Here is a 12,335-nt window from a genome sequence, read left to right on the forward strand (position 1 = left end):
GACCAAGAATGGGTAAGGGGAAAAAGCAGTACGCGATCATCGGCATGGGCCGCTTCGGTTCGAGTATCGCCAAAACGCTTAGCCAAATGGGCTTTGACGTGTTGGCGATCGACGCGAGCGAGGAGCGGACGCAAGAGATTTCGAATATCGTGACGCACGCGGTATCGGCCGACACGACGGATGACGAAGCGCTGCAAGCGCTCGGCATTCGCAACTTCGACGTGGTGGTCGTGGCGATCGGGCAGGATATTCAAGCAAGCATCCTGACTACGTTGATTTTGAAAGAAATGAACGTACCGACGATCATCGCCAAAGCGCAAAACGAGCTGCATGGCAAAGTGCTGAGCAAGATCGGCGCGGACAAGGTCGTTTTCCCCGAACGGGATATGGGTACGCGCGTCGCGCACAATCTGACGTCGCCGAACATTCTGGATTATATCGAGCTGTCGGGCGATTATAGTATTTTTGAAATGCTGGTCCCTGCGAAAATGGTCGGGCGAAATCTGATCGAGCTGAACCTGCGACAAAAGTACGGCTGTAACGTGATCGCCGTGCGCCGGGGCAGCAAGATGAATATTTCTCCCGATCCGCATGGGCGATTGTGGGAAGGCGATGTGTTGGTGATCGTGGGCGAGCGGGACGATCTTGTTCGCCTCGAAATCGCGTTCGAGAAGCACGGATAAGGGAAATCCTGTTCGGGGGAGAAGCTTTGGGGCGCTGCGGGAGAAATTCGTTCGAGCCGCTGTCTCACCCGGAAATTGGGAATTGGCGTGTACGCCAATTCTCAATTTCCGGGTTCAAAGGCGTTTCTCACTGAATTTCTCCCTCCGCTGGAAGCTTCTCGGAGACAGGAATTTTTTCACCGGGTAGGGGTGTAGAAATAAAAAATAAGAAATAAAAAGAATACGCAATAAAAGATAACGTAAAGATCGACAAGCTAAGGCTTAGGACATATAAAGCATCAAGCAGATAAAGGTATCGCTTCGGCGGTGCCTTTATCTTTTGGAAGATATGATTTGAAGAAGCGGAGGGTGGAAGGAATGGGACATACGCAGATTGAATCGACGGCGAATGCTCGGGTCAAGGAATGGGCGAGTTTGTTGGAGAAAAAGCACCGGGATCGGCAAGGGAAATATACGGTCGAAGGCGTGCATCTGGTGCAGGAAGCGTTGAGGTCGGAGGCCGATGTGGAGTGCGTGGCTTACGACGCGGCGCTCGGCGTGCCTGCTGAGCTGAAGGAAGATGCGCAGGCAACGGGGCAAATCGAATGGGTTGCGGTGTCGGCGGCGATCGTGGCGAAGTGTACGGAAGCGCGGACGCCGCAGCCGGTGTTTGCGGTGGTGCGGAAGTCGGCGGCCAAGATCGGGGATATTTTGCGTGTGGAGAATGCGCTTGTCGCGGTACTGGATGGCGTGCAGGACCCCGGGAATGTGGGGACGATCATCCGGGCGGCGGACGCGGCGGGAGCGGCTGGCGTGCTGATCGGGCGCGGGAGTGCGGATATCTATAACCCGAAAACGGTGCGCTCGACGATGGGGTCGCTGTTTCATTTGCCGATCGTGGAAGGGGATCTGACGGAATTGCTGCCGCAAGCGAGAGCAGCGTCGGCGAAGGTCGTCAGCACAAGCCTTCAGGCGCGGCAAAACTGCTACGAGGCGGATTACCGCGGTGCGACCTGGTTCGTGTTCGGCAGCGAAGGCAGCGGCGTATCGCCGGAGGTCGAAGCTTTCGTGGACGAGTCGATTATTATCCCGATGCCGGGGCAGGCGGAGTCACTGAACGTGGCGATGGCGGCTTCGGTGTTGTTGTTCGAGGCAGTGCGGCAGCGGTTGGGTTAAGCCGAAAGGTTATATGAATCTGATGCACGCAAAAGGATTTACCCTTATCCTCAAGGTGTTGAGAAACTCTACCGTAGCTGGAAGACAGAAGGCGGAAAGAGCAATGCAGTGAAGGATCGTCAGCGATCAAGTATCGAAATAAGTGCTCAAATACACTTATTTCGCTGTATTTGCTCCCGAGTCTTCAAATAAGTGCGTATGTACACTTATTTGAAGAGCGATCGCGTAAAAGATCGGTATAAGGAGTCATTAAGTGACTATTCGCATTTATTTTCTCGAAATGAGATAATTCAAAGAAATTAAGTGTATATTCGCACTTATTTGCAAAGTACCGATCGTAAAGTGTCCAGGTTCGAGCTTTTCGTGCTGGACTTGGTTTTCCTCGCGCCTCGCATTTTTTACCTGGTCATCGCGTAAAACTCTGCATCAATCAAAAAATGACAAAGAAAAAATGCCGAGAAGGTCCGATATATATCGGACTTTATCGACAGCCTGAGGATTGGGATTTTCGTTCCCAATCCTTTTTGTATACTTTTTAAATAAATATTGTTCGACATGTGAAAGTTAAGCTTCTTCCCAAATCCGCCGTACATTTTCAAAAGCAATCCGCGTCCCCGTCAGGCAGTCTTCCATCCCTTCGTATTCGATCGAAAGGAAGCCGTCGTAGCCGGAGGATTTGACCAGGCCGATGATCTCGACCAGATCCAGATCGCCTTGTCCAGCAATCGCGCCGCGCAGGTAACTGCCGCCGGCGCTGCGGAACCAGCCTTCGCCGGGGTTGCGGTGAGCCGGGCGGATATAGAAGTCTTTGATATGCACCATAGAGGCGTAAGGCAGATTGTTGGCAACGGCGGTGAGCGGGTTTTCGTCCACGCAGACAAAATTGCCGACATCGAGCGTTGTTTTGAAATTCGGGCGATTGACGGCATGAACCAGCGTCTGCACGCGGTCGCTGGCCTGGACGTAGTAGCCATGATTTTCGACGCTTGTGATGATCCCGTAACCTGCTGCGTGGTCGGCAATCCGGCGGCAGGCGGCAGCGATTTTTTCCAAATCCTCGTTGAAACGCAAAATGGAAGTGTCCTCGCGCGACGCTACGTCATGCCGCATCCGTTTGACGCCGAGACGCGCCGCGCGATCGACTTCGGAAATGACGCGTTCGATCTCCGCTTCGTAATTCTCCTCGTTGTCGGTAATAAAATTGGCGCCGATCGCGTAGTTCGATAACGTAAGCGAAAGCTTTGCCGCGCGTTCGACCAGACGCTTTTCCAAATCTGGATCTTCGAAAAAGTCGAATCCTAGCCCCGGTACGATCTCGATATGCGCCGCGCCGAGTTCGGCTGTCCAGTCGAGCGCCTCCTCAATCGTCATTCTTCCCTGGTGCATGGCCTGATACAGGCTGTATGAACTGATGCCGAGTTTCATCAATCAACGTGCTCCTTTCTGGTTGAAAATTTAGCCGCGATAGCGTTGGATAAAACGAACCGCTCCCGCGATATCCGCTGCCGGATCATGTCCGACTTCGCGTTCGATCGTCAGATAACCGGTGTAGCCGATGTCTTGCAGAGCTTTGAAATAAGCGTCGAAGTCCACGTCGCCTTCGCCCGGAGGCAACTCGATAAAGTCGGCTTCCGCGCCGCCCGACGCCATATCGGCGATCGCCGAATGGTCCATTTTTTCATAGCCCAGATACCCGTAGACCTGCTTCGGATCGACGATGCGCAGGCGGCGTCCGTCTTTCACGTGCGTATGCACGATATAATCTTTGAGCAGATGCACGCCTTGTACCGGATCGTCGCCCGTCACCATGACCATGTTGGCGGGATCGAAGTTGACGGATACGCCGTTGGTGCCGAGCGTGTCGAGGAAGCTTTTCAGATGGGCGGCAGGTTCCGGGCCCGTCTCGATCGCGAAAAAGGCGTTCAGGCTGCTCGCGTAACGGCTCAATTCTTCGCAGGCTTGGTGCATGGCGGCGTAGATCGGGCCATTGCGGTCTTCCGGTACGATGCCGATATGGGTCGTGACCACGTTGGTTCCGAGTTCGAGCGCCAGATCCAGAATGCGTTTGGACTTTTCGATCTTCTCCCGGTTCACCGAAGCGTCCTGGAAGCCGTGGCCGGCCAGGTCGCCGCAAAGCGCGGAGATTTCCAGGCCGAGGCCGTCGATCAGGCTGCGCAGCTCGCGGCGTTTGGAGCCGATTAGCACGTCGGGGTCCATCTCGCCGGATACGGCATAGATTTGCACGCCGTCCGCGCCGACTTCTTTCGCTTTTTTGAGACCTTCCGTGACGCCGATCCCGAAGCTGTCGACGATGACACCGATTTTGTTGGTCAGTTGCAGGTTGGTTGTCATGGGGATTCCTCCTTTATTGGTCTAAACGAATCTCGCGGCCTTCGGCTGCGGATTGGTAGATCGCGTTCAGTATCCGAATCATCTCGACGCCGTCTTCGACCGGACACAGATTCTCGGCTTCGCCCCGGCAGAGTTGTACAAAATGATTGATTTCGCGTTTGAAGCTGTCAACGAAGTCGAAGCCCGGCGTGGTGAGCTGCGGGTCCACGTTGAGGATCGTGTTATGACGCTCGGTTGCGATGGCGAGCGCCGGTTCGATCTCCGCGCCGCCGCGTTCGCCGAAAACGGCGATTTGAGCCGATTCTTTGCGCGCATGGAGGGAGAAGCTGACGTCCACCGCGAGCGAAGCTCCGTTTTCAAACCGGATCAGCGCGTTCGCCATATCTTCGACGGTATTGACGGAAGGATCAAAGTCGGCGGCCTGATAATACGCGTAGTTCTCGATATGAGAACGGTTGCCGAGTTTGCGGTACGTATTGCCGCTGACGGAAACGACTTTGGGTTTGCCCATCAAGTACCAGCACAAGTCGATCACGTGGACGCCGATATCGATCAGCGGGCCGCCGCCCGAACGTTCGCTATCCGCAAACCACCCGCCCGGATTGCCGAGACGGCGGATCAGGCTGGCTTTGGCATAATACAACTCGCCCAGATCGCCCGCGTCGATGAAACGCTTCAGCACTTCGATATTGGCAGCGTGACGACGGACGTAACCGACTTGCAGGATACGTCCGGTTTCTTCGACGGCTTGCTGCACGGCAAGCGCTTCTTCGACGGTTTTGCATAAAGGCTTTTCGCACAGCACATGCTTACCGGCGCGCAAAGCGGCGATGCTGATTTCGGCGTGCGAGTTATTCCATGTACAGATGCTGACGGCATGGACGTTCGGATCGGCGAGCAGTTCTTTGTAGTCGTCATAGATGCCGGGAACTTCGTACTTGGCGGCCGTTTGGCGGGCACGTTCCGGGTTCAGATCGCATACGGCGACCAGTTTGACCTGCGGATTGGCCGCGTAAGCTTGAAGATGAGAGTCGGAGATGGAGCCGCAACCGATCAATCCAATGTGTACTTTTTCCATAATCTGATTCATCCTTTCCTTAGGGCGTGTCTTCAAACCTGCCAACGTGAATCTTTTACCGTCGAGGTTTGAAGACACGCCCTAGCTTCCGAAGACAATATGTTATATTTGTTCAGAGACAAGTTCGATAATACGTCTAATTTAGCACAGGGTATAAAAGGAGAGAATGTTCAGGATGTCACAGTATATGGACTATACGATCAGCCGGAGTCCCATTCGCGTACTTGCTCCTTCGGTCGATCCGGCTCGCCTGCGTATCAAATCGGCCACGATCATGAATGCGGGACATCTGCCGGGAAGAACGATGTTCAGGGAGCAGGCGACGTTTCGTTATTGGGCGATCGTGTTGATCAGTGGCGGAAGCGGGCAATATCAGGTGGATGGCGGAGATATTCAAACGGTGCGCGCCGGTTCTTGGTTTTTCCTGTATCCGGGTGCTGTTTTCAATTACGGGCCGAATACTGGCGAACAGTGGGACGAGTATTACTTTACGGCTTCCGGCACGCGGATCGAGGAATGGCGCAATCATTGGCTGCCTGACGCAAAGCGGGTACATGAATGGCGGATGAACGAAATGCTGCTGCAACGGATGGAAAATATGCTTAGGCTGATCGACAGCGGCACCCCGGATAATCTGGATCGTGCGGCGCTGAGCTTGGAAAGCTTTTTATACGAGTTGGTGTCGGGCGAAGACGGAGCAGAAGCGGGTCGAAAAGAACGCTTGGCGCAAGACATTATCGAAGATATTCAGACGCTACTGCATTTGCCTCCGACGGTGGAGGGAATAGCGGCTCGGCATCATATCTCGGTATCGACGCTGCGGCGGATCGTGCATGATTACACCGGGTATCCGTTTAATGAATTCGTGCATCGTTTGCGGACAGCGGAAGCGCGCAATATTTTGCTTAATACCGACATGAGCGTCAAAGAAATCGGGGAACGGTTAGGGTATAAGGACATGTTTTATTTTTCCCGTGTGTTTAAAAGAATCACCGGGGTGTCTCCGAGACAGTACCGCAGCCGGGTCGGACCGTGAGAAAAGCGCGCCGTACAGGCGTTTGCGGAGAAGTCCTTATTGGTTTTTTTTCCATGCACCGTTATAATGAGTGTAGCTTCTCTTGATGAACCATATAGAGAATTTGAACAGCGCGTGTTTCGGCAGGGAGGGGAAATTGTTGTTTCAAATCGGCGGTAAAGTCTACGAAGTCATGATTGACCACAGAAACGGCTGGAATGCGGAAGCGTTCCGCGGCCGCTATAGCGAGATTTTGGAGCGTTACGATTACATCATCGGAGATTGGGGCTATAATCAGCTGCGGCTGAAGGGCATGTACCACGATGGGCAGTCCAAGATCGCGAAAGAATCCCAATTTTCTTTTACGACCGACTATATTACGGAGCATTGCAACTTCGGCTGCGCCTACTTCGTTCTTCGCAAGGTGAAGGACATGAAGGACGTCAAAGATCCGGAGGAAGCGGCGCAGTACCAAGATCTCGGCGAGATCAAGGAGCCGGTTCGCGAATATCGCGTAACGCATAAGAACAAGGATAAAGACAAGGATGCGGCCAAAGAAAAAGGCGATCATCCGGCAGCAAAAGACCGCAAGGAACATCGGGGACGCGGCGGCGATCGGGATGCCAAGCATCCGCGCGGCGAGCGTACCCAAGAGGCAAGCGAGAACGAAACAAAAGAAAAACCGCAGGGACAATCGGGCAAGAAGCACTCCAATCGAGGAGAGCGTCCCAACCGTGACAGTCAGAATCGTGAACGCGATAAGGAGAAGTCGAGAGCTTCCGGCGGCGAGCATCATCCGCGTAACCGCAAGCGCGAAGATCGAGGCGGGGAGCAACGAGCAGCTACAGACAACCGTTCGGGCGCAGAAAAAAGCTCAAACGGGGAAGGACGCCCAAATACGGAAAACCGTCCGAATGGAGAACATCGTTCCGGACATCGTCAAAGCGGCGGGGAACGTTCGAATCGCGAACAATCCGCTTCCGCCCAGCCGCAACAGGCACAGCAAGCAGCGGCTAATCCCGCAGCAAATCAGCGCACGGAGTAATATTGGATAACGAGCAATACGAAATCACGCAGTGCCAAGCAGGCAAAAGAAGCCGTTTTGTATAGGCGGCAGGCGTGCACGGCTGTGTAACAGCAGCAGTAAAAGACACATAAAGAAGCGGCTCCCGAAGGGGCCGCTTCTTTATGTGTCAAAAAAATCCAACATAACTGGAAGCGAGAAGACGGAGAGAAAATTCGGTTCAAGACGCCTTTGAGCTTGGAAAACTTCAACTAAAAATTCCAATCGACTTTTCCAAGCGAAACAGCGAATTGTGAAGCATTTCGAAGAAATGCACTTCGGAAGCGTATGCCGGCAATTTTTCTCGCAGTCTTCTCGCTTCCCCCTCTACCCCAAGAACGCTTCACGTACCCGATTCCAGAACGGGAACGGACGGTAACGGGCGAAGCTGATTTTTTGGCTCGATACGCGGCATCGGACCGACACCAGATCGTCGATCGTCAGATAACGGTGGTCCATCGTAAGGATCAGACGCTGCTCTTTGCGCGAATAAATGTCGCAATGATGATGCTTCGGGAGCACGAGAGGCGAGCCTAGCGTACGGAAGACCCGATTGTTGATCGAAGCGATCTCCGCGATTTGCAAAGCTTCGAGCGTCGGGTGCATGATCGCGCCGCCGAGACCCCGGTTGTAAGCGGTGCTGCCCGAGGGAGTGGATACGCAAATGCCGTCGCCCCGGAACATTTCGAATACTTCGTCGTTGATATCGATCTGCACGACCATCGTCGCTTCGGCGCCTTTGATCGCGAATTCGTTTAGCACGGTGTGGATCGAGGTGCCGGATTTGCGCTCGATCTCCAGCTCCAGCAGCGGATACTTGACGATCTTCGGACCCAGTCCGCCTTCGCCGGCGCCCGACATGAATTCGATGAGTTTGGGCAAATCTTCGGCTTTCCAGTCGGCGTAAAATCCGAGATGGCCGGTATGGACGCCGACGAACGCGATCTCCGGAATCCGGTCGATGAACGAGTGGAACGCATGCAGCATGGTTCCGTCGCCGCCGATCGAGATCACGATCTCCGGCGATTCGGAATCCATCTCGAACCCTTTTTCGGCTGCGAGTTTATGAAATTGTTGGCTGAGGTCGATCGACAGTTGGTCGCCGCGGTCCAGTACATAATATTTCAACGAATGAACGCTCCTTTGCTCGGAGTTTTACCTTACGGTCGGCATATGCTGCCGATGCCTTTTCCCGTTCATTTTAACATGCCGGGGGTAAGAGGGCGCACAAAACTTTTTTTTGTAAGTTTTATCCTTAATCTTAGGGAAAGCGGTTGCAAAATGGCTTTATTTTTCGATGATCTGTGATAGAATAAAAAAACCAAACTTTTAACTGCTTATCTCGGTCTTTTGGCGGATGACATGTTTTCGATATCGACATTTGTCCTTAAATTTGATACGGACGGAGTGGTCACATGAGTATCGTAACGGCTATTATGGTATGTGCTTTTGTCTACGTGATCCGCATTTCTCTCGACCATCCGGGGGAAGAGGAATGGAGCGGGTATTAAGATTCGGTTTGGAAAACAAGACCGTGGGTTCCGGGGGACGGACGTACGGTCGCAACGAAGCGTCGGTGACCCACCTGACGCTTTTTTGTTTTTCCTTGCAAACTGCGTATAAAGAAGGGTCTGAAACGGCTCGTGGTTTGCTATAATACAAAGGTATACAGATTGCCACCACGAAGGAAAAGGGGAAGCGGGTAATGAGCATGGATTCCGGACTGACCATCTATCAGCAGCTCGGCGAATCGGACGGACTGCGCAACATCATTGAGACTTTTTACGGGAACGTCGTGCGCGAGCCGCTTCTGGCTCCGTTGTTCCCTGAAGATATGGGACCTGTCATGGAAAAGCAACATCAGTTCCTGACCCAATTTTTCGGCGGCCCGCCGCTGTTTTCCGAGCAGCACGGCCATCCGATGATGCGGGCGAGGCATATGCGTTTTCCGGTGACGAATGAGCGTGCAGATGCCTGGTTGGCTTGCATGAACGCTTCGCTACAGGAAAACGGCGTGGAAGACGAGCTGCGCGAATTCGTGATAGCCCGGTTGAAAGGCCCGGCGTATCATTTCGTCAATACCCCTTAATCGGGAAAATGAAGCGCCGCCCGCATCGGTGCGACGAGTCGTTCCAAATGAAAATCGGCGCACGGCGCCTGCTGTTTCTGCCGCCCCGTCCCACTCCTGAATGTAGAAAGAAGGGCTTACGATTATGGAAATCGATCCGCTGTTTCAAATTACGACCGCTTGCGTGTGCTGCGAACAGACGTTTCAAACGAGCCGCGTGCGGCCGAGTTTCAAACAGACGATCCGGCGCGATACGGACTTTTGCGCCTATTATAAAAATGAAAACCCGGATTTTTACGTCGTTCGTGTTTGCCCGCATTGCGGCTTTGCTTTCACCGAAAATTCGGCGGCCAAGCTGACGGCCGATCAACGCAAGCTGTTCGAAGACAAGGTCGGAGCGACGGCGAAAAAGAAAGATTACGAAGGCAAACGCACGTTGGAATCGGCGTTGGAGACGTATAAATTGGCGCTGATCTGTGCCCAGGTGATTCGGGACAAGGAACGGATCATCGCGAGCTTGCTGCATCATATCGCGTGGCTGTACCGTTACGCGGGCAACGAAGAGCAGGAAGTGCGGTTTATCGGCTTTGCGCGCGATTCGTATGTGCGCGTGTATGAGACAGAAGCTGCGGGACCGAACGATGCGCGGCTGATGTATCTGATCGGGGAGCTGTGCCGTCGGTTAGGGGAATTTAATGAAGCCGTTCGCTGGTTCTCGCGTGTTATTCATGATCAGCGCATTATGGATGCGGGGATGATTCGGGCATCTCGGGAGCAGTGGGCGACGCTGCGCGAGGAGATGTTGGCGCGCAAAATGGAGTTGCCGTCGGAGATGCAGCAGTCTTAGGTTTTGACTTTCGGCGGCGGGGGGGATGGTGAGGCGCTGCGGGGTGGTGAGGCCTTCTAGCATATGCTTACGTAGCCGCAAGAATTCTTCTTGCGCTTAGCTGTTGTCCCCCGGCTTCCTTTTGATTAGAGTAGGAAGGCGGGAAGCCGGGGGACAAAGGCGATGTTCCGCTTCCGCTCCACGGTCTTCGGCTCTCACCACCCCTCCGCTCCGGTTTCATCGCGTGCGGGGCTTCAAAGCTAAGAGCAAGACTGCTGCTTCTCCTTCTTATGGGGGAGAGAAACGTGGAAGGGCAAGGTCGGCGTGAATGTTGTCGGCTTTTTTTGTTGTCTATGTTTATAGTGAGGGCGGGCTCTGCCTTATTGGGTGGTTGTGGTTAGTGGGACACGGTGACCGTTAGGATAGAGATAGATTGCTGCGTCCGGGGATATGGCTTATCGTTTCAGGTTTTAACGGATCGAGGTGACGCTTAGAACATATTTTGAGCCATTTTTGAGCTGGAAATTGATATATGGAGCGGCTAAAGGATATACGATCCGTTAGAGGCTGAAAGTCGATTGAGGATTTTAGACATTAAAGCGTTGGAGTATTAGAAATCACGTTTCTGAATTTCAACGGGATTTCGATATGTACATGACGGTTTGCATTTTCGCTTCATAATCATAACGATCTATAGCGTTCGGTACTTTCTTGATGTGTTTTTCTCTTTTGGAAGTTATGCTTGATTGCGTTTCTATTTTCTTCATACGAAATCCAAGACGTGCGCTGTTTATACAAATGCACGTCTTTTTCTTTTTTCGAAAACCTTCTGCTATCCATGTAACTTATATTGACGCATAACCTTCGCCAACCTAAGATAGTGCTGTATATCTTCGAAAAAGGTTTTTTCAGAATGAATCAGTAAGATACAGCAAGTTTTGTTGAAAATACAGGAATAATCAGCAAACAACGAAACGGGGGATTTCAATGACCGGGATCGGAAGCGAGGATAAGGCAAAAGAAAAAGTGGTGTTTTCAAGGGAATATCCGATTCACCTTTCGGACACGATCGGCGTGACGACGCAGTATCAGAGGCTGCATGCGCACGACGCGTTGGAGATCAATATGATCAAGGCAGGCACGGGCTACTATATTATCAACGGGATCACGTACGATTTTCAGCCGGGAGACATTGTGCTGATCGATTCTGCCGCGCTGCATTGTGCTTATGAACGGGAAGGATTGGTTATGCAGGTGATCACTTTTGATGCGGCCTGGTTTATCGGCAATCAACGCTCCGACCCGGATGTGTTAAGTGCCTTCAAAGAAATGGGCGTGTATTTTACACATATCCTCGACCGAGATAACCCTCATCTCCCCGCTCTGCGCGAACTGCTTTTGGCTATTCAAGAGGAGCATGAAGCGGCGCGTCCTTCCTATGTTTCCGTCGTTTACGCGTATATGCTGCAATTTTTCGTACAGGTCAACCGTCATTTTCGCCAGGAGAATATTCAGCAAAATATAGGGAGCGTGTCCCATGCCCAACTTGAGAAAATGCGCCGCGTGATCCGGGAGATGGAGGAGCGTTACTCGCATGCGTGGACATTGGAGGAATTGGCGGCGCTGGCGTATTTGAGTCCTTCGCGCTTCAGCGATATTTTTCGGCGTACGGTCGGCGTGTCGCCTCTCATGTATCTGATTCAGATTCGTTTGGAACATGCGTATCAGCTTCTGGAAACATCCGATCTCAAAATTGTCGATATCGCCATGGAATGCGGATTCCGCACGCTGTCGAACTTCAATCGGCTGTTTAAAAGACATATCGGAACCGAGCCCCGGCATATCCGAAGTAAAGCTCATGCCTGCGGCAGTAAGATAGTACCGGTTTATGATCGTTTTGGCGGAGTAGAAGAGCATTCGTCTGAGTAAGATTGAGTCAGGAAAAGTAACTTGAAAAGTGACTCCTACTCACACCTTGTTCGAAAAACGTACAAAAGCGTATCGGAAAGGAGGTTCATATGCAGAATACCAGCCACCGCGTATCCATCGAAAAAAACAAAGCCAAGCCGTCGCTGCCCAAACGTTTCGGTCGGCA

The 12,335-nt window shown here is 52.7% G+C and carries 11 protein-coding genes; 7 read left to right on the forward strand and 4 right to left on the reverse strand.

Annotated features, from left to right (window positions below):
- Nucleotides 1-8: 8 nt before the first annotated feature.
- Together WKI47_RS07415 and WKI47_RS07420 are read left to right on the forward strand one after the other, a co-directional pair.
- Entirely contained in the window at nucleotides 9-683 is a 675-nt protein-coding gene (locus WKI47_RS07415; protein ID WP_340226521.1) for a TrkA family potassium uptake protein, read from the forward strand.
- A gap of 357 nt (nucleotides 684-1,040) precedes the next feature.
- On the forward strand, nucleotides 1,041-1,838 hold the full coding sequence (locus WKI47_RS07420) for an RNA methyltransferase (protein ID WP_340226522.1): 798 nt from the start codon (nucleotides 1,041-1,043) through the stop codon (nucleotides 1,836-1,838).
- 564 nt (nucleotides 1,839-2,402) lie between these two features.
- Here the strand turns inward: WKI47_RS07420 and WKI47_RS07425 are convergent.
- Genes WKI47_RS07425 through WKI47_RS07435 form a run of 3 tightly spaced genes read right to left on the reverse strand, consistent with a single transcriptional unit; the run spans nucleotide 2,403 to nucleotide 5,268 of the window.
- A complete protein-coding gene (locus WKI47_RS07425; protein WP_340226523.1) occupies nucleotides 2,403-3,263 on the reverse strand; it encodes a sugar phosphate isomerase/epimerase family protein in 861 nt (286 codons plus the stop codon).
- Nucleotides 3,264-3,293: 30 nt separating this feature from the next.
- Complete coding sequence (locus WKI47_RS07430; protein ID WP_340226524.1) at nucleotides 3,294-4,190, reverse strand: sugar phosphate isomerase/epimerase family protein; 897 nt, start codon at nucleotides 4,188-4,190, stop codon at nucleotides 3,294-3,296.
- A gap of 13 nt (nucleotides 4,191-4,203) precedes the next feature.
- Nucleotides 4,204-5,268, reverse strand: coding sequence for a Gfo/Idh/MocA family oxidoreductase (locus tag WKI47_RS07435; protein WP_340226525.1), 1,065 nt, complete (start codon nucleotides 5,266-5,268; stop codon nucleotides 4,204-4,206).
- A 175-nt stretch (nucleotides 5,269-5,443) separates the two neighbouring features.
- Here WKI47_RS07435 and WKI47_RS07440 point away from each other — a divergent pair, with 175 nt between their 5' ends.
- Both WKI47_RS07440 and WKI47_RS07445 read left to right on the forward strand, forming a co-directional pair.
- Complete coding sequence (locus WKI47_RS07440) at nucleotides 5,444-6,304, forward strand: AraC family transcriptional regulator (RefSeq protein ID WP_340226526.1); 861 nt, start codon at nucleotides 5,444-5,446, stop codon at nucleotides 6,302-6,304.
- A 139-nt stretch (nucleotides 6,305-6,443) separates the two neighbouring features.
- Nucleotides 6,444-7,328, forward strand: coding sequence for a YutD-like domain-containing protein (locus WKI47_RS07445; RefSeq protein WP_340226527.1), 885 nt, complete (start codon nucleotides 6,444-6,446; stop codon nucleotides 7,326-7,328).
- Between the two features lie 345 nt (nucleotides 7,329-7,673).
- Here the strand turns inward: WKI47_RS07445 and WKI47_RS07450 are convergent, their stop codons facing one another.
- On the reverse strand, nucleotides 7,674-8,474 hold the full coding sequence (locus WKI47_RS07450) for an NAD kinase (protein ID WP_037291271.1): 801 nt from the start codon (nucleotides 8,472-8,474) through the stop codon (nucleotides 7,674-7,676).
- 583 nt (nucleotides 8,475-9,057) lie between these two features.
- Between WKI47_RS07450 and WKI47_RS07455 the strand changes: the two genes are divergently transcribed.
- From WKI47_RS07455 to WKI47_RS07465, 3 genes are all read left to right on the forward strand, one after another.
- Complete coding sequence (locus tag WKI47_RS07455) at nucleotides 9,058-9,435, forward strand: globin (protein WP_340226710.1); 378 nt, start codon at nucleotides 9,058-9,060, stop codon at nucleotides 9,433-9,435.
- A 124-nt stretch (nucleotides 9,436-9,559) separates the two neighbouring features.
- The gene (locus WKI47_RS07460) at nucleotides 9,560-10,261 is read left to right on the forward strand and encodes a DUF2225 domain-containing protein (RefSeq protein WP_340226528.1); all 702 of its coding nucleotides are present in this window, start codon (nucleotides 9,560-9,562) and stop codon (nucleotides 10,259-10,261) included.
- 966 nt (nucleotides 10,262-11,227) lie between these two features.
- Complete coding sequence (locus WKI47_RS07465; protein WP_340226529.1) at nucleotides 11,228-12,169, forward strand: AraC family transcriptional regulator; 942 nt, start codon at nucleotides 11,228-11,230, stop codon at nucleotides 12,167-12,169.
- Nucleotides 12,170-12,335: the final 166 nt, after the last annotated feature.

The organism is Saccharibacillus sacchari, assembly GCF_037722395.1.
Lineage (GTDB): Bacteria > Bacillota > Bacilli > Paenibacillales > Paenibacillaceae > Saccharibacillus > Saccharibacillus sacchari_A.

Excerpts from the sequence above, each read along its gene's own strand:
- WKI47_RS07465 (WP_340226529.1), top strand. The coding sequence starts at position 11,228 with ATGACCGGGATCGGAAGCGAGGATAAGGCAAAAGAAAAAGTGGTGTTT.
- WKI47_RS07440 (WP_340226526.1), top strand. The coding sequence starts at position 5,444 with ATGTCACAGTATATGGACTATACGATCAGCCGGAGTCCCATTCGCGTA.
- WKI47_RS07435 (WP_340226525.1), bottom strand. The coding sequence starts at position 5,268 with ATGGAAAAAGTACACATTGGATTGATCGGTTGCGGCTCCATCTCCGAC.
- WKI47_RS07415 (WP_340226521.1), top strand. The coding sequence starts at position 9 with ATGGGTAAGGGGAAAAAGCAGTACGCGATCATCGGCATGGGCCGCTTC.
- WKI47_RS07430 (WP_340226524.1), bottom strand. The coding sequence starts at position 4,190 with ATGACAACCAACCTGCAACTGACCAACAAAATCGGTGTCATCGTCGAC.
- WKI47_RS07455 (WP_340226710.1), top strand. The coding sequence starts at position 9,058 with ATGGATTCCGGACTGACCATCTATCAGCAGCTCGGCGAATCGGACGGA.
- WKI47_RS07420 (WP_340226522.1), top strand. The coding sequence starts at position 1,041 with ATGGGACATACGCAGATTGAATCGACGGCGAATGCTCGGGTCAAGGAA.
- WKI47_RS07425 (WP_340226523.1), bottom strand. The coding sequence starts at position 3,263 with ATGAAACTCGGCATCAGTTCATACAGCCTGTATCAGGCCATGCACCAG.
- WKI47_RS07460 (WP_340226528.1), top strand. The coding sequence starts at position 9,560 with ATGGAAATCGATCCGCTGTTTCAAATTACGACCGCTTGCGTGTGCTGC.